15 protein-coding genes are annotated in these 15,379 nt (G+C 63.8%); 6 read left to right on the top strand and 9 right to left on the bottom strand.

Annotated elements, in window-relative coordinates:
- Nucleotides 1-3: 3 nt before the first annotated feature.
- The 6 genes from PX52LOC_RS05425 to PX52LOC_RS05400 all read right to left on the bottom strand — a co-directional run bounded on the left by PX52LOC_RS05425 (nucleotide 4) and on the right by PX52LOC_RS05400 (nucleotide 4,159).
- A complete protein-coding gene (locus tag PX52LOC_RS05425) occupies nucleotides 4-255 on the bottom strand; it encodes a hypothetical protein (protein WP_149109135.1) in 252 nt (83 codons plus the stop codon).
- 113 nt (nucleotides 256-368) lie between these two features.
- Nucleotides 369-890 (bottom strand): hypothetical protein, encoded by a 522-nt coding sequence (locus PX52LOC_RS05420; protein WP_149109134.1) that lies wholly within the window; start codon nucleotides 888-890, stop codon nucleotides 369-371.
- 22 nt (nucleotides 891-912) lie between these two features.
- On the bottom strand, nucleotides 913-1,146 hold the full coding sequence (locus PX52LOC_RS05415) for a hypothetical protein (RefSeq protein WP_149109133.1): 234 nt from the start codon (nucleotides 1,144-1,146) through the stop codon (nucleotides 913-915).
- 29 nt (nucleotides 1,147-1,175) lie between these two features.
- The gene (locus PX52LOC_RS05410; protein WP_149109132.1) at nucleotides 1,176-2,033 is read right to left on the bottom strand and encodes a hypothetical protein; all 858 of its coding nucleotides are present in this window, start codon (nucleotides 2,031-2,033) and stop codon (nucleotides 1,176-1,178) included.
- Nucleotides 2,034-2,090: 57 nt separating this feature from the next.
- Nucleotides 2,091-2,858: a hypothetical protein gene (locus PX52LOC_RS05405; protein ID WP_149109131.1), complete on the bottom strand. Its 768-nt coding sequence runs from the start codon at nucleotides 2,856-2,858 to the stop codon at nucleotides 2,091-2,093.
- A gap of 56 nt (nucleotides 2,859-2,914) precedes the next feature.
- Entirely contained in the window at nucleotides 2,915-4,159 is a 1,245-nt protein-coding gene (locus PX52LOC_RS05400; RefSeq protein WP_149109130.1) for a hypothetical protein, read from the bottom strand.
- A gap of 408 nt (nucleotides 4,160-4,567) precedes the next feature.
- On the opposite strand from PX52LOC_RS05400, the gene PX52LOC_RS05395 reads away from it, so the two are divergent.
- Nucleotides 4,568-5,977, top strand: a complete 1,410-nt coding sequence (locus PX52LOC_RS05395; RefSeq protein WP_149109129.1) for a serine/threonine-protein kinase — start codon at nucleotides 4,568-4,570, stop codon at nucleotides 5,975-5,977.
- Between the two features lie 198 nt (nucleotides 5,978-6,175).
- Here the strand turns inward: PX52LOC_RS05395 and PX52LOC_RS05390 are convergent, their stop codons facing one another.
- A complete protein-coding gene (locus tag PX52LOC_RS05390) occupies nucleotides 6,176-7,867 on the bottom strand; it encodes an alginate export family protein (RefSeq protein WP_168218817.1) in 1,692 nt (563 codons plus the stop codon).
- Nucleotides 7,868-8,556: 689 nt separating this feature from the next.
- Between PX52LOC_RS05390 and PX52LOC_RS05385 the strand changes: the two genes are divergently transcribed.
- Nucleotides 8,557-9,306 (top strand): hypothetical protein, encoded by a 750-nt coding sequence (locus PX52LOC_RS05385; protein ID WP_149109127.1) that lies wholly within the window; start codon nucleotides 8,557-8,559, stop codon nucleotides 9,304-9,306.
- A 145-nt stretch (nucleotides 9,307-9,451) separates the two neighbouring features.
- Here the strand turns inward: PX52LOC_RS05385 and PX52LOC_RS05380 are convergent, their stop codons facing one another.
- Complete coding sequence (locus tag PX52LOC_RS05380) at nucleotides 9,452-10,807, bottom strand: hypothetical protein (protein ID WP_149109126.1); 1,356 nt, start codon at nucleotides 10,805-10,807, stop codon at nucleotides 9,452-9,454.
- Nucleotides 10,808-10,981: 174 nt separating this feature from the next.
- Here PX52LOC_RS05380 and PX52LOC_RS05375 point away from each other — a divergent pair, with 174 nt between their 5' ends.
- The 4 genes from PX52LOC_RS05375 (at nucleotide 10,982) to PX52LOC_RS05360 (ending at nucleotide 14,027) form a co-directional block, all read left to right on the top strand.
- Nucleotides 10,982-11,326 (top strand): hypothetical protein, encoded by a 345-nt coding sequence (locus PX52LOC_RS05375; RefSeq protein ID WP_149109125.1) that lies wholly within the window; start codon nucleotides 10,982-10,984, stop codon nucleotides 11,324-11,326.
- Nucleotides 11,327-11,337: 11 nt separating this feature from the next.
- On the top strand, nucleotides 11,338-12,333 hold the full coding sequence (locus tag PX52LOC_RS40255; protein ID WP_168218816.1) for a hypothetical protein: 996 nt from the start codon (nucleotides 11,338-11,340) through the stop codon (nucleotides 12,331-12,333).
- Nucleotides 12,330-12,737, top strand: coding sequence for a hypothetical protein (locus tag PX52LOC_RS05365; protein ID WP_149109124.1), 408 nt, complete (start codon nucleotides 12,330-12,332; stop codon nucleotides 12,735-12,737). Before PX52LOC_RS40255 ends, PX52LOC_RS05365 begins: the two co-directional genes overlap by 4 nt.
- A 75-nt stretch (nucleotides 12,738-12,812) precedes the next feature.
- Entirely contained in the window at nucleotides 12,813-14,027 is a 1,215-nt protein-coding gene (locus PX52LOC_RS05360; RefSeq protein WP_149109123.1) for an NADP-dependent isocitrate dehydrogenase, read from the top strand.
- Between the two features lie 209 nt (nucleotides 14,028-14,236).
- On the opposite strand, the gene epsC is transcribed toward PX52LOC_RS05360, so the two are convergent.
- Entirely contained in the window at nucleotides 14,237-15,199 is a 963-nt protein-coding gene (epsC, locus tag PX52LOC_RS05355; RefSeq protein WP_149109122.1) for a serine O-acetyltransferase EpsC, read from the bottom strand.
- Nucleotides 15,200-15,379: the final 180 nt, after the last annotated feature.

Here is a 15,379-nt window from a genome sequence, read left to right as displayed (position 1 = left end):
GGCTCACACGCTTGGAGAACGCCGCCAGAGAAGGACCATCGCCCCGACGATGAGGACCGTCCCGCCGAGGCCGCGGAACAGGATCTCGCGGCTATAGCCCGACGTGTCCGGCGTTGCCGTGGGGGCGGGTGGGGTCGTCTGATACTGCGAACGGAACTCGCGCTCGCTGCCTTTCAGAGTGGCGTCGTTCAGGCAAGCGGACGCTGGGGTCGCGGCGGCGAACGAGAGAATCGCGGTGAGTAGAAGGCGACGCATGGCGGGTGCCTCCGGCGATAGGGTGGAAGTGATTCTAACCGAAGCAGCGTCGGGAGAAATGAAAAAGCGGCGGGGATACTGTCCCCGCCGCTCGTGAAACAACTTGTGCAATCTCAACGGCCGAGCCGGAGCGGTGACTGCGTCGGGACGCCCGGCTTAGGTTGTTCCGGCTTCGGCTCCGTAGGCGTCTTCGGGGCTTCGCTCGCGGCCGGCGTTGCTGGCTTCGGCCGGTTGAGGTTCAGCGGCGATGGGATCGGCCCGGTGACGGTCGGGGCCGGCGGTTCCGTTTTCGCCGTCGCGGCTGGCGGGACCACGGGGGCCGGCTTCACCTCGGCAGGCGCTTCCACCTTCGCCACTTCGGCGGGCTTCGGCGCTTCCGGCTTCACCTCGGCGACGGCCGTCGGCTTCGGCTCGGATTGGGCTTCCGCGATCGCGGCGACGGGCGGCAGGTCCAGCGACGCCGTGCCGAGCGACTTCGGCAGGTCGAGCTTCTGCGTCGCCTTCGGCTTCGGGTCCCAGTCGTACTCGCCCGCTTCCAGGGCCATGCACACGATGCCCACGAGCATGGCCAGGCAGGTCAGGACCAACATCCCGACGTAGCCGGGTGACGGTCGCGGGGGAAGGGGAATGGCCATCGGCAGAACTCCGGGGCGCGGGTTAGTTGCGGGCGGGGGCGACCGGGGCGGGCTTGTTCAGGCCCACGTCGGCGAGCTTGATCGACGGATCGGTCGGCTTCGGCGTGCCCTCATCGAGTGCGCCGAAGTCGAGGTACAGCAGAGTCGCGGCGAACAGCAGGGCCACCGTGCAAATCGCCAACAGCCCGACGTAGGCGTCGTTCGGGGTCTTCGGTGTGTCGTCCGCGTCGTCGTCGGTCTTACGCTTCTTGGCCATGGTTCGGGTCCTCGCCGGCGGGGCCGGGGTTACTTGATGACGCTGACAGTGTCGCCCTTCCGCGGCAGGTCGGCGGTGCTCGGCTTCACGATCCCGGCCAGCGGCTTGAACCGGCCGGTCGCGCCGTGCGGGTCGACCCGTTCGATGCGAATCTTGCCGATGTACTTCTTCTCGCTCGGGCGGGAGACGTCGAGGACTTCGCCCTTCTGGAGCTTGGCGTTCGAACCGAGGTTGATCTCGACGAGGTCGTCGGAAACGCTCACCACGGTCGCCTTGAAGTTCGGGTCGCTCGGCGGGGTGCGCTCGATGCCGACGCCACCGCGGCCGCCGTTCCGCAGCGTCAGGTACTGGTCGTTCAGGTCGAGCAGCCGCTTCTCGTACTCCTCGGACTTGCGGTTGGCGGCGTCGCGGTCGATGCGGGCCTGGAGGGCTTCGTTCGAGGCCTTCTGCTCGCCGAGGGTGGCGGCGTTCAACTTCACGTCGAGCTTGGTCACTTGCTCGCGGAGAATGTTGATCTGCCCTTCCTTCTGGCGGGAATCGACCTGGAGCAGCTGAGCGTCCTGAACGTGCTTCTCCTTATCTTTGCCCACGGCCTCGACCTGGAGCTTCTGGGCGGCGCTGTCGTTCTCGGCAGCCACGACGCGGGCCTGCGTGCTCCGCAGGTCGGCCTGGAGTTGGGCGATGGCCGCGTCGCTGGCGACCTTCTGCTCTTCCGCGAGTTTGACGGCGGCGGTCGACGCCTTCGCCGCTTCCGCGTAGAGCTTTTGCGTCCGGTCCAGTTCGGCCTTGTAGTTCGTCCGCGTGGCGTACGCACTGACCACGAGGTAGTTCCAGATCAGGCTGAGAACCAGCACGAAGAAGACGAGCGTTTTGCCGAGCGTGTTCATCGAGAAAATCCCCTGTCGGGCCCCGCCGTGCGGGACCGCCGTGGTGAACCTGGGCCGTTACTGTCCGCCGGTGGTGTTGCCTGTCGGGGCCGGCTTCGCGAATTCCGCGAGCCGATCCGCCAGTTGTTGCTTGCGAAGTTTCAAGGTGCGGAGTTGCTCCTCCCAGTTCACCTGCGCGTCGGCCAGGAAGAGGTCCTCTTCGTCGAGGTTCTGGAAGATCACTTTCATCTTGAGGACCTCCCACTGGAGGCCGACTTGTTTCTTCGGGTCCAAGTCGTTGAGTTCCAGCGAGATGGCGTTGGCATCGTCGCGGAATTTTTTACTCTTCGCCAGGTTGTCGCGTTCGTCCTTGAGCAAGTCCCGCATCTCTTGCTGGAGGCGGCCGAAGCCCTTAAGGGGCTGGTTGCGCAGGTCCAGGGCAGGCGGGAAGGGGTTCATTGCGTTCCACTTGCCGACTTCGACCAGCCCCCGCAGTTCGGGGTTGGGGTGCCGGGGCATGACGCGGAACACGGCCGCAGGGTTGCCCGGTTTGCGGACTTCGTCGATCAGGATGTCCAGGATCGAATTCCGATACGCCCGGTCTTGCTCCATGATGGCCAACCGGTCCATCGCGCCCACGTAGCCGGACTGGGCGAGTTGGACGCCGTCGGACAGTCGCTTGATCTCGTTGGCGTACTGCGTGAACTGCCCGGTGACGGCCGTGTCGCCGTCCTTGCTGTCGAAGTACGCCGGCCGGTTCGTGTAGATCGACACCGCCCACGCCAGCAGGCCGACGCTGACGAAGACGTTGGCGAGGACCAACAACTTACCGATTTTCGTTTCCATGACTCATCGCCCTTTCGGCCGTGTGCGAACCGCAATCCTACCCCCGCCGCTCACGCTCACTTCTCCGCCGAGATTTCCTTCTGCCGCAGGTCGCCTTCGAGCTTGCTCGTCTCGCGGAGGGTGAGGCCGACCTGCTGTTGAACCTCGAACAGGCTCTTCTCCGTCTTTTGCTGCTTGGCCAGTTTTTCGTTCACGCTCGTGGTCAAGACGGCGAGTTCTTGCATCAACTGCTTCCGAAGTTCCTGCCGCTGAGTGAAGAGCAGTTCGTCGGTCGCCAGGGTCGCCTTTAAGCCGTCGACGACCCGGATTTGCTGATCGACCAACTTGCTGTTCTCCAGGGCGAAGCTCTTGAGTTGTTCGTACTCCACGTCAAAGTTCTGCTGGTCGACGAACCGGGCGTCGCGCGTTTGGGCGAGCATCGACTCCAACCGGCCGGTCTGCTCGATGATGGCCAACTGGTACGCCTTCAGACCGACCGTCAGCACGACTTTCTTCTGCCAGTCCGGGGACGGGTTCACCTGCATGAGCAACTGCGCGATCTTCATGCGGCGTTCCGCGTCGCTGGCCGTCGGGCCGTTCGGCCCGCCCGCCGACAGGGCGGCCAACTGCCGCTTCAGATCGGCGTCCTTCGGGTTCGCGAGAATCTTCGTCTTCAGTTCTTCGACCGTCTTGCGAGCTTGTTCCGGCTGGTCCGGGTTCGAGGCCTGCGTCACGGCGTCGAACTTCCGCTTCAGTCGGTCGCGGGCGTCCTTCAGGTTGGCAGCCCACACCTCGGGCGGAAGCGGGGTGGCGGAGACCGGAGAGAGGCTGCGAATGGCCGCCCGTTCCTCGAAGGTTTCTGCCAGAACCAACAGCTTGCCCGACTGAAACTGGCCGGTCTTGTTGTCGAGGTAGCCGCACAGCGATTGCACCCGGGCGCTGTCGCCCTGGACCGCATCGAGGTCCTGAACCATCTTCGTGTAGACCGCGTTCACCAGGTCGACTTGCGAGTTCGGCACGCCCGCACCGGCGAAGGCGTTGTCGGCCCCGGTGTACAGGCTCTCGACGAGCTTCTTGCTGACGAGGATGTTGCTGGCCGCGTTGTTCGGCCCGGTGACGCTGACGAGCAAGGTGTCCGTCCCCGGTTCGCCGACGCTGGCGTCCTTGATTGGTTCGACCGGCAGGCCGCCGATGACGAACTGATATTTGACGGCCGAGTCGTTCAGTTCGGTCCGCTTCTTGCGGTCCTGTGCCGCAAGGTACAGCACGCCGACGGCCAAGAGCAGGTTGACGAACAACAGAATCTTGCCCAGCGTGGACATGCGAGCCTTCTCCTTCGCGAACCGTCGTTCGCCCGTTACTCCATGTTAAAGGAGACGGGGCTGGGAAATTCCGCGATTTTCTGATTGTGCCGGACGCCCGCGAGCTTGACAAGGAATTTGGTCGCGCAACGCGCGGGAGATCGGCAAACGGCGACCGACATGGGCGCAGTCCGGGATTGTCCGAACTGTCTGGATAATATCGGTTGACGGGGTAAACGCAATCGCGTCTAATCTGTTTGCGGCTTCACTGGAATTTTCACGCCGATCGGACCGTTCCCGGTCGCGTTGGAACTTTTCTCCCAGTTCTGCCAGACGTAAGGTATAAAGATAGGACCCCGGAGAAGCCAACCGCTCCCGGTCGGCCGTGTTCCGAGTCTCCCGCCCTCGCGTTCGAGTTTGACCCAGCCAATGGCGCACGACACCGTCCCTCAACAAGTCGGCAACTACGATCTCGTCCACAAGATCGCAGAGGGGGGCATGGGCGCGGTCTACAAGGCCAAGCACACCGTCACCGGCGAAGTCGTCGCCATCAAGATCATCCCGCCGGAGACGGCTAAGAACCCCGTTTTGCTCAAGCGGTTCGAGCAAGAGTTTCGCGCCGCCAGTCTGTTCGACCACCCGAACATCGTCAAGGCGATCGAGTACTGCGGCACGGCCACGTCGCCGTTCCTGGTGATGGAATTCGTCGACGGCGAGTCTCTCGGCCAAAAGGTCGAGAAGTACGGCGCGATCGACGAGGCCGAAGCAGTCCGCATCATCGGCCAGGTCTGCGACGGTCTCCACCGGGCGCACAAACAAGGGCTCGTCCACCGCGACGTGAAGCCGGACAACGTGCTGATGACTTCCGACGGCACCGCCAAGCTGACCGACATGGGGCTGGTGAAGGACATCGAAGGGGAAATGAACCTGACGAAGACGGGCCGCGGTCTCGGTACGCCGCACTTCATGGCCCCGGAGCAGTTCCGTAACGCGAAGAACGCCGACGTGCGGTGCGACATCTATTCGCTCGGCGCGACCCTGTACATGATGCTGACGGCCGTCGTGCCGTTCGCCAAGACCAGCCCGCTCGACTGTTGGCTGAAGAAGACGAAGAACGACTTCGACCCGCCGCAGAAGCTGAACCCGAAGGTGAGCGAGCGGGTGAACAAGGCCGTGCTGCGGTCGATGAGTGCCGACCCGGCCCGCCGCCCGGCGAGCTGCCGCGAGTTTATCGAAGACCTGACCGGCCAATCGTGGACGGCCCGTGCCGACGGCCCCGCCCCGGCGAGCGTGGTGACGACCCCCGCCCCGGTCGGCCCCCCGCCGGCCCCGTCGACGACCGACCTGTGGTACATGGTCTACCGCGACGCGAGCGGCCAATCGAAGACGGTGAAGGGTTCGACGGCCCGCATCATGGACAACCTGAAGTCCGGCGCGCTCGGCGACTCCAGCGGCGTCCTGGTCTGCCGGACCAAAGCCGGGCCGTTCTTGCCGATCCGCAACGTGCCGGAATTCCGGGTGCTGATCGTCGAACCGGCCTCGCTGTCGCCGAACCAGGTCGCCACCGGCCGCACGCCGACCGCCAACATCGCCTCTCCGGCACGATCGACGCCAACGAACGCGGCCACGCCGCCGGCGCAACCGCCCATCTCGCGGCCCGTCGCCGACTTGCCGAAGCTTCCGGCCGCGAAGGCGTCGCGGTTGCCGACGATCGAGCAGCAAGCCTACGAGGTGCCCGGCCAGGGCAAGTCGGTTTTCGACAACAAGTGGATGCCGTGGATCGCCGTCGGCGTCGCAATCCTCACCGCCGTCGTCGGGGCGGTCCTCTTCGCGAAGTGATTCCAGCTTTTAGACGGGCAAATGTCATTCGGAGTGGCGGGCAGGCTTACCCCTCACCCGGCCTTCGGCCACCCTCTCCCCGGCGGGGAGAGGGCGTGGCAAACTCCCACCGACCGGCGTGACTGTCCCCCACTTGCTCCCTCTCCCGGTTGGGGTGAGGGGTAAACTCCCTGCCGTTCGCGAGATGTGTCCACCCGCTTACCACTTCGCCGTGTACTGCACCCAGAGCGCGCTCAAATCCTTCGCCGCGTCGCGGTTGACGGCCGTGTTGCGGATGAAATCGCCGCTGAACAGGTGGCTGTACTGCACGACGATTGACTGGTGATTATCCAGGTGGAATTGCACCGCACCGGTCAACGCCTGGCCCACGTCGGTCCCCGCCTTGCCGGTCGTGTCCTGCCGCACTACGCCGCCACTCGTTGAGTAGAGCGCGTCCTTCGGCTGGTCGAGCCGCAGAATGTGGTAGCCGCCCTGGATGCGGAGCCAGTTCCACGGGAAGAGGGACGCTTCCAGGTGGAAGTCGTTGAGGTTCTGCCGGCCGAACGAGTCGAGGCCCGCGTAGTAACTGTGGCCGAACGGGAACAGCGTGTTGAACGTGTGGTGCGTGTCCCCGACGCCAGGGTGCGGGTCGCCGGAGGCGTAGTCGTAATACGCCCACACCGTCGGGCTGGCGGGCAAGTCCTTGAAGTAATAGCCGACCCCGGTGACCGAGATGCCGGCGAGCGTCTGCTGGTTCGCGTACCGGCCGAACTGAATCGCGTTCTCGAAGTCCCACAGGAGGCCGTTCTTCTCGCCGACGAAGCGGTTGCCGATGGTGTGGATGCCGGAACTGCCGGTCACACCGCCGCGGCCCTTCGCCGCCGTCGGGCTGCCGTTTTCCAGGTAAAGGTAGTAGAGGTCGGTGCTGACGTTCTTCGAGAAACGGTACTTGAACCACTCGCCGACGAACAGTTGGTCGCCGTTCACGCTCGAAATCTTGCCGGGGTCCGGCACTACCGGCTGCACGACGAACAGGTCTTGCTCGAAATTCTTCCCCTGCCACGAGCCGCGAAGCCCCTGGAACGTGCGACGGACGTTGGCCCAGTCGGACGGCGCGATCAGCCGTTGCGAGCCGAAAAGCAACTCCTGCCGCCCGGCCCGCAGGTAAACGCCCTCGTCGTTGAGGGTGGCTACCTTCGCCTGCACGAACAGGTTGAGGAAGTCGGCCCGCCCGACATCACTGGCGGCGAGCGGGATCGTCTGGTTCGACGACTCGGCCGTGATGAACTCGGCGAACAGCCGCAGGTCGTCGCGGTAGGTCAGGTCGCCGTAGATGCGCGTGCGGAAGAGGTTGAAGTTGTCCCGCGAGCCGGCCCCCGGGTTCCGGTTGAACAGGGCCGGGTTCTGGATCGTGGCGAACCGATCGCGGAGTTCGCCGCCGGTCGAGAACAGGAGGTTGTCCGTCAGGTGGATGCGCTTCAGGCTGTCGAACGCGAAGTGCTCCTTGTTGTCCGGCGCGTCGAGGTAGCGGAAGTCGACGTTGAAGAACGGGTTCGGGTTCTGGCCCCATTGCAGGTACGGGTTCTTCGGCCGGTCCTTCAACAAGTTCCCGCGGACGGCGTCGAGGATGGTGTAATAGCCCGGCCCCGTCGGGGCGTTGTTGAAGTTCCCGGCCCGCGGGTATGGCTGTATCGACGGGACCGTTTCCCAAAACGACTTCTTCGCCTTCGGTTTCTCCGTCGGCCCGGAGAAGCTCCGCTGCCCGCCCCCGGTGATCGGTCCGGCGGCGTTCTCGGCGGCGGCGGCGGGCGGTTGTTCCGCTGCCGGGGCAACCGGCTCTTGGGCCGAGACAGGGTTGAAAATCAAAACCCCCCCGCCGAGGGCGAGCGAGAGGAGGCGAGATCGTAGCACAAATGGCCCCAACACATGAGGTTCCGCCAGCGAACCGCGGCGGCCGAATTCCTTCCACCTCGGTAGGCATCCTGCCTACGCTCGGTTCACATTCGGCAAACTCCGAAGGCGTGCTGAGGGAAAGGAGCCGCATCGATCCGAGTTTCTCGATCCACGCTCGCTGCCTTCGTGTCAGACACCGCAATCTTCTGTGACAAGGCGGGACAAATTTGAGCGCGGATGCAAATTATTTTGCGTGGTGTCGGATTTTTCGTGATTGCCGGGAATCAGGCCAACGGGGACGGGAATTATTGTTTCAGAAGCAATTTGACAAAATCTGTTGAGCCGTCGCCAATCGTGCTAGCTTCCGGTAACAACCCAGTTCGCCATTTTCCGTGCCAGATTGACCGAAATACAGACGTCAACATTCGGAATTTCAGTGAATATTCTGTCCCGGTCCCGAACGGGCATTACTGTTGCAATACCTTTCGACGCCCGCAGATAATCGACAGAATCGTTAGAGGCGGAATTTCTCATTGCTTCTGTTTGTCGGTCTAGTTATCCTACCCCAGATGAAATTCGTTCGGTACTCGTTGCCGAACCGTGCGGCCCGCCCGTTGCGATCGACGGGAGTTTCTGGATCGTCTCCACCGCATCGTCCGGCAACTATTGCGGTTGCCGAAGTACTCGTTGCTGCAAGGAGTCTCAACGTGACTTTTGTGCGTGCTTTAAGCTTCCGGCGGGCCGTCGTCGCCATCGCCGCTTTTGTTGTCGGAGCCGTCGGCCAGGCGAAGGCTGACTTCGTGCTGGACGACTTCTCCCAGCCGACCACGGGAACCTTCTACCAAATTACCGCCCAGAACGGGAACCCGTTCAACCTGACGACCAACCTCGGCACGCCGCCGACGCTCGGCGTCTCGGTGACCCGCTCGGCTACCGTGTCCGTCACCACCGGTCTCTCGCCGAACGCCGCGAGCGGCACCATCGGTGCGGGTAGCTTCGAAGTCAGCACCGCGGCCAACTCGACCGCGGTGGCGACCCTCGCCTACAGCTTCTCGGCCCCGGCCGACTTCACGACGACCGGCGTGAACGCCCTGTCGGTGAACTTCAGCAACTCCGACCTCGGCGTGCCGTACTCGTTCCGCATTACGGACGGTACCAACACCGCGACCATCAGCGGTCTCGCGACGGCCGGCCCCGGGACGTACACCACGAGCCTGTCCGCCTTCTCGGGCGTGAACCTCGCGGCCGTTACCGGCTTCGAAGTCCTGCTGAACCAAGACCCGAGCGGCGCTCTCGCCAGCAAGTCGTCGGCCGACTTCATCATCGGCAACGTCAGCGTTGTGCAAGAAGTTCCGCCCCCGCCGACGAACGACGTCCCGGCCCCGCCGGCCGTCTTCCTGGCCCTCGCCGCCCTGCCGGTCCTCGGCCTTCGTCGCAAGCTGACGAAGAAGGCGTAAGTTCAAAATCGGGTCCCGTCCGATTCCCGCACCCCCGGTGGCACTCCCACCGGGGGTGCGGTGTTTAGGGATCACAAAATTGCTTTCCAAGCTCGCGACGGCTCGGGACGAGTTCGAATGGGTAGACCCCGCCGGTCGCTTCCCGTTACGGGTTCAGGATGACGAGTTGCCCCAGGTGGAGGACCGTCTTGCCGCTGGCGTCCGAGACGCTGACCTGGAACGAGGCGTACCGGTCCTTGAACCCGAAGGGCACGTCCCACGTGAGCGTCGTCCCGGACACCTTCATCCCGGCCGGGCCGCGGTCGAGTTTCGCGGTCACGCCGCCCTTCTTCGAGAGCACCGTCAGCGGGTACGTGAACTTGTTGTTCCGCGTCGCCGTCGTCGGTGCCGACGCCACCACCAGGTAGTCGCCGCCGGCCTTGTCGAGTTCGTCCTTTAGGCTCAGCCGTTCCAACTTCACGGTCGTCTTCTTCGGCCCGCCGACCCTCACCAGCATGCTCGCGGCGTTGTAGAAGAAGACTCGCTTTTCCGGCGGCAGGTCCATTTTCACGTTCAGAACGTCGGCCTTCACGCTCACGACCTGTTGGTTGTCCGCCGTGTAGAGCGTCACTTCTCGCATCGCCCCGCTACCGTGGCTGTTCCGCGTGACCGGGCGGTCGCCCTTCCCTTCGGCCAGAGCCTCGGAGGCCGGTGCGGTGAGGTAGAAGCCGGGATCGACGGCCGGGAACGTGTACGGCTGGTCCTTTTTCTGGCCGCCGGCGAAGGTCATCGTTCGCGTCAGTTGGCCGGCGGATAGGTAGATGTACTGCCCGTCGGCCGACGGCATCGCCCACGGCACCGGGCCGTACTTGTACTGGTCCTCCCAGACGTCCGCCCGGACGCCGCGGATGACGGCCGCCTCCAGGCCGGCGTACCCGCCGCCCCAGCCGACGAGCAGCGTCCCGGTGTGCGAGATGCGCAGCTCCACCGGCCCCCAGGCGTTCGTCGGTCCGAAGTGGCTCCAGTTCAGAGCACCGAAGCCCGGCTTCGGCTGGAAGATGCCGAAGCCGGCGGTGAGCTTGGCCTTCGGGAATTGCAAGATGACAAGTCCGTCCACGCCGGGAGCCGCGACCAGACTGCCGATGCCCTCGTTGGGGGCCGTCGCCGGCAGGAACTTGGGTTTGTCGTCCTCCTCGAACTTGCCGACCTTGTACCCCTGGAAGGACCGCGCCCGGGGCGTGTAGACGAACAGCCGACTCAGGGTGCCGACGGTTCGCACGTCCTCTTCGGTGAAGGGGATCGTCTTGGCGATCGTGCCGGCGGTGACATCGACGACCGCGATCTGCTTCGCTTCCGGACAGGTGAAGGCGATGTACTGGCCGTTGCCGGCGAGAACGGCGTCGTCCGGGGCCGACGGTAGCATCAATTCGATCGGTTTCGCGAGGTCCGGGCTTTTCACCGGCGGTGGGGCGGCGGAACTGCCAGCGGCGAGCAACAGCAGCAGTGGGAGAGATGTACTCATGGGAGGGTTCCGAAAAAGGACTGAACGGACTGCAGCCGGCGGTCGCGACAGACCAAAGTAGGGGTATGGTCGGTTTCGGGAATTTCCAGCCGCAGGGCTATGGGCTTGTCGGAGACGAAGAGTTGGCGTCTAATACAGTACGGCCGATGCACTATTCCTCGCCCGGGTGCCGCGATGCCGGATTGGTTGATCGAGATCCTCCGTCAGTTCCCGATGGTCGTCGTCATCGGTCTGGCAATTTGGTATGCCGAGAAGCGAGTGCGAGAAAAAGAAATCCGGCTGGAACAAGGGGCCGATAAACTCCGGAAGGACTTGCAAGACCGGGAAGGACGACTGCGGAAGGAAACACGGGAGGATCGCGATGCCGAACTCAAGCGATTTCAGGATTCGCAAAAGGCGCTGACTGAGAAGGATCACCAACTCTTGAAGGCCAAGGACGATCAAATTGCAAGCCTCACAACCGAGGTAGAGAAGTTGCGGAAGGAAATCGGGACGCTCAGTAAGAAACTCCAAGGGTAAAGACGCTCATCATGTGGGTCGGAATCGCATTCAATCTGTGCGTCTCGTTGTTGTTCGCGGGGTTTCTACTCCGGGCCGTGCGGCGGTTTGAACGGAGTGCCGATCAGATCATTGAGCGTATGGACCAGACGAGTGAAGCCGAGTTGGCGAAGTACGATGAAACGCGGGTTGAGATTCTCATTTCATTGGTGACCAAACTTCGGGGTGCCGCACGCAAAGGTGAGGAGTTCGGCACGTTGCAATATGTGGACCTCTCTCACCCCAGTTTGACATCGGTCGTCCCGAACGCGGACGAAATCCGGCGACTCCCGCGATGGGCCCAAATCGCGTTTGCGGCACGCTGCGCGCGAAGAGTCTTGCCACTCGTCAAACACTTTTGGCGTGAGGCCTCTGAGGGACATTTAACGGCAATCGAGAAAGCGATTAGCGTAGCGGAATATACCGCCGCCGCCGCCAGAGCCGCTGACGCCACTGCCGCCAGAGCCGTTGACGCCGCCAACTCCGCCACCGTTACCGCCACCGTCCGAGCCGCCGACGACGCTGCTGCCAACGCCGCCGCCGCCGCCAGATCCGCCGCCACTGCTGCCAACGCCAACGCCAACGCCAACGCCAGTACCGTCGCCGCCGTCAGAGCCGCCGCCAGAGCCGCCGCCAGAGCCGCCGCTAACGCCGATACTATCAGATCGGACTTCACGACTGTCCAAGGCCTCGCCGTCGCAAATGCGTTTACAGATACAACCCCCGTTCCTGCGTCCGTGTTCGGGCCTGTCTGGCCTGACAGGCGCCCGACGGGATGGCCCCTGCCCGAGAAGCCGCTTCAAGAACTCGTTTTCGAATTCCACGTGCCCGACGACATGACGAACGACGAAGCGATTGCCTGGGCCAGGGAACTGGCCGCCGCGCTTAGTTCATTGGACATCGCCGGCGGGGGGCACGGTTTGGCCGTGCAAACGCCGGTGGACTTTACGGCCCCGGTACCAATTCCCGTGGGTTGCCCCGTGGCATGAGCGACACCAGCCGACCCGGCCGCCGATTGAAGGTCACACTCATCCCTCGCAATGAGGCCGATGACGAGTCGATCCTCCGCATCGTTCGGCAAGCCCTCGAAGACGGGCAGCGTACCCCCGCAATCGGAACCGCTGTTCTCGCACCTTCGTTAGTTACAGAGGTAGAGTCTGTTCGCCGCAGCCCGATCAGTGAAAAGATCGAAGAGAATGCCCGAGAGGCCATCGAAGATGCTCTCGGTAAAGTAGCCGAGCAAGCGGAGAAGACCGGCCAGCCCCCCAAGTTCGACCCGGCGAAGTGGGTCGAGCAACTCTCGAAAGTCTGGCAGGTCATTCGGCAGAGCCAAGAAGCCGGCGTCAAGCTCACGGTCGCCAAGGAGGATCCCTCCCCACCGGCGGCCGAGTAGCTCTCACTTCTGTTCATCGCTCCCGCGTTCGCCTACTCTATCTCCTTTCCCGCGAACCTCACCCGGAGTACTCCCGTGGCCAAGATCAAAGTCAAGAATCCCGTCGTCGAGATGGACGGCGATGAGATGACCCGCATCATCTGGCAGAAGATCCGCGAGAAGTTGATCCTGCCGTACCTCGACATCGACCTGAAGTATTTCGACCTGGGCATCGAGGAACGTGACCGCACCGACGACAAGGTCACGTTCGAGTCGGCCGAGGCGACCAAGCAGTACGGCGTGGCCGTCAAGTGCGCGACCATCACGCCGGACGAGGCGCGGGTGAAAGAGTTCAACCTGAAGCGGATGTACCCGTCGCCCAACGGCACGATCCGGAACATCCTCGACGGCACCATTTTCCGCGAGCCGATCGTGTGCAAGAACGTGCCGCGGCTCGTCGGCCACTGGGACAAGCCCGTCGTCGTCGCCCGCCACGGGTTCGGCGATCAGTACAAGGCGAGCGAAATCCTGTTCCCCGGTGCCGGCACGGTGAAGCTGACGTACACCCCGGCCGACGGCGGGCCGACCATTGAGAAAGAAGTCTTCAAGGCCCCCAGCGCCGGCGTCACGCTCGCGATGTACAACCTCGACAACTCCATCAAGGGCTTCGCCCGCGCGTGCTTCAACTACGGCCTCGGCCGCGACTACTCCGTGTACCTCAGCACGAAGAACACGATCCTCAAGATCTACGACGGCCGGTTCAAGAACCTCTTCCATGAGGTGTTCGACGCCGAGTTCAAGGCGAAGTTCGACGCGAAGAAACTGACCTACGAACACCGCCTGATCGACGACATGGTGGCCGCCAACATGAAGTGGGCCGGCGGCTACCTCTGGGCGTGCAAGAACTACGACGGCGACGTGCAGAGTGACACGGTCGCGCAGGGTTATGGCTCGCTCGGCCTGATGACGAGCGTGCTGACGACGCCGGACGGCAAAACGGTGGAAGCCGAGGCCGCCCACGGCACCGTCACGCGGCACTACCGCGAACACCAGAAGGGGAAGAAGACGAGCACGAACCCGATCGCGTCGATCTACGCCTGGACCCGCGGCCTGATCTACCGCGGCAAGATGGACGGCACGCCGGAGTTGGTGACGTTCGCGGAGACAGTGGAGAAGGTCTGCGTGGACATGGTCGAGAGCGGCAAGATGACGAAGGACCTGGCCATACTCATCAGCGACAAGACGCCGTACCTGACGACGGAAGGGTACCTCGACGCTGTGGACGCGGAGCTGAAGTCGCGAATGGGGTAACAACGATCTTGGCGAGCGGGGGCGTCAGCCCCCTGATTCTCGGACGACAACGACACCCTCGGAAATCAACGGCGAGCGGCCCGGCGTGAGCGGGCCGTGTCTGCGAGTACCAGACATGGCCCGCTCACGCCGGGCCGCTCGCCGTTGGTGCAGCACTAAGTGCTTGCGATTCGAGAATCAGGGGCTGACGCCCCCGCTCGTCAAAGATGTCAGATGAAGTACATGCTCGCCTCGGCTTCTGTGTGGGCGGGGGCTTTGCTGCCCTTCACCCGGAGCTTCGGCTTCTCCAGCACGACCGTCGTGTCCGGCGGCACGCTTTCCGTGATCCACGTGTTCGACCCGATCACCGCCCGCTCGCCGATCGTCGTCAGGCCGCCCAGGATCGTCGCGTTCGCGTACACCACCACGTTGTCCTTCAGCGTCGGGTGCCGCTTGTACGAGCCGTGCAACAGTTCGCCGCCGTCGGTCCGCTCGAAACTCAGCGCGCCGAGTGTCACGCCCTGGTAGAGCTTCACGCACTCGCCGATGTCGCACGTCTCGCCGATGACGACGCCCGTGCCGTGGTCGATGAAGAAGCCAGGGCCGATGTGCGCGCCGGGGTGGATGTCGATGCCGGTCTTCGCGTGGGCGTGTTCCGTCATCATCCGCGGGATGTACGGCACGCCGAGCGCGTGCAGTTGGTGCGCGACGCGGTAAATCGTGATCGCTTCCAAGCCGGGGTAGCAGAAGATGATCTCGTGGTGGCTCTTGGCCGCCGGATCGCCGCGGAAGGCCGCCTCCACGTCGCGTTCGAGCGTCAGCCGCACGTCCGCCAGCCGCCGCAGGAGTTCGACTGCTTTCTTCTGCGCGAGCGCGTGGAAGTCGGTGTGCGGCGACTCGGCCTTCAGGTCGTGCCGGAGGGCGCGGGCGACCTGCTCCGTCAGCCGGTCGTGCAGGGAATCGACGAGGCTGCCGACGTAGAAGGTGATGTTGCCGATGTGCAGGTTCTGCCGCTTGCCGTAGCCGGGGTAGAGGATTTCTTGCAGGTCGGAGATGATCTCGGCGACGGCCTCGCGGCTCGGCAGCGGCTCGTGGCCAAGGTGGTTCAGGCGGCTACACGCGGTGTACGAGTCCACCAACTGCTCGGTGACGGTCTGAAGCTCGGTTTCCTTCACGCGCAGGTCGGTGGCCATCGGTCGGGTCCGTTCGGGGTCCGTGGGTCTTCTGGCATGGTAGGCGGTGGGCGCTTCGCGGACAACGAAGTCCTCTATTCCCTTCGGTAAGTCGATCGGGAAAGTCGAGAAATTCACTCGCCCGGGACGTGGTTCCGGGCGAATGTTCGGGGATGCAGCACGAACTGCAAACGCCTTCGG

The organism is Limnoglobus roseus, assembly GCF_008254045.1.
Lineage (GTDB): Bacteria > Planctomycetota > Planctomycetia > Gemmatales > Gemmataceae > Limnoglobus > Limnoglobus roseus.
The sequence above is the reverse complement of the archived record's forward strand: the minus strand, read 5'-3'. Positions and strand labels throughout refer to the sequence as shown.

Excerpts from the sequence above, each read along its gene's own strand:
- PX52LOC_RS05425 (WP_149109135.1), bottom strand. The coding sequence starts at position 255 with ATGCGTCGCCTTCTACTCACCGCGATTCTCTCGTTCGCCGCCGCGACC.
- PX52LOC_RS05420 (WP_149109134.1), bottom strand. The coding sequence starts at position 890 with ATGGCCATTCCCCTTCCCCCGCGACCGTCACCCGGCTACGTCGGGATG.
- PX52LOC_RS05415 (WP_149109133.1), bottom strand. The coding sequence starts at position 1,146 with ATGGCCAAGAAGCGTAAGACCGACGACGACGCGGACGACACACCGAAG.
- PX52LOC_RS05410 (WP_149109132.1), bottom strand. The coding sequence starts at position 2,033 with ATGAACACGCTCGGCAAAACGCTCGTCTTCTTCGTGCTGGTTCTCAGC.
- PX52LOC_RS05405 (WP_149109131.1), bottom strand. The coding sequence starts at position 2,858 with ATGGAAACGAAAATCGGTAAGTTGTTGGTCCTCGCCAACGTCTTCGTC.
- PX52LOC_RS05400 (WP_149109130.1), bottom strand. The coding sequence starts at position 4,159 with ATGTCCACGCTGGGCAAGATTCTGTTGTTCGTCAACCTGCTCTTGGCC.
- PX52LOC_RS05395 (WP_149109129.1), top strand. The coding sequence starts at position 4,568 with ATGGCGCACGACACCGTCCCTCAACAAGTCGGCAACTACGATCTCGTC.
- PX52LOC_RS05380 (WP_149109126.1), bottom strand. The coding sequence starts at position 10,807 with ATGAGTACATCTCTCCCACTGCTGCTGTTGCTCGCCGCTGGCAGTTCC.
- PX52LOC_RS05375 (WP_149109125.1), top strand. The coding sequence starts at position 10,982 with ATGCCGGATTGGTTGATCGAGATCCTCCGTCAGTTCCCGATGGTCGTC.
- PX52LOC_RS40255 (WP_168218816.1), top strand. The coding sequence starts at position 11,338 with ATGTGGGTCGGAATCGCATTCAATCTGTGCGTCTCGTTGTTGTTCGCG.
- PX52LOC_RS05365 (WP_149109124.1), top strand. The coding sequence starts at position 12,330 with ATGAGCGACACCAGCCGACCCGGCCGCCGATTGAAGGTCACACTCATC.
- epsC (WP_149109122.1), bottom strand. The coding sequence starts at position 15,199 with ATGGCCACCGACCTGCGCGTGAAGGAAACCGAGCTTCAGACCGTCACC.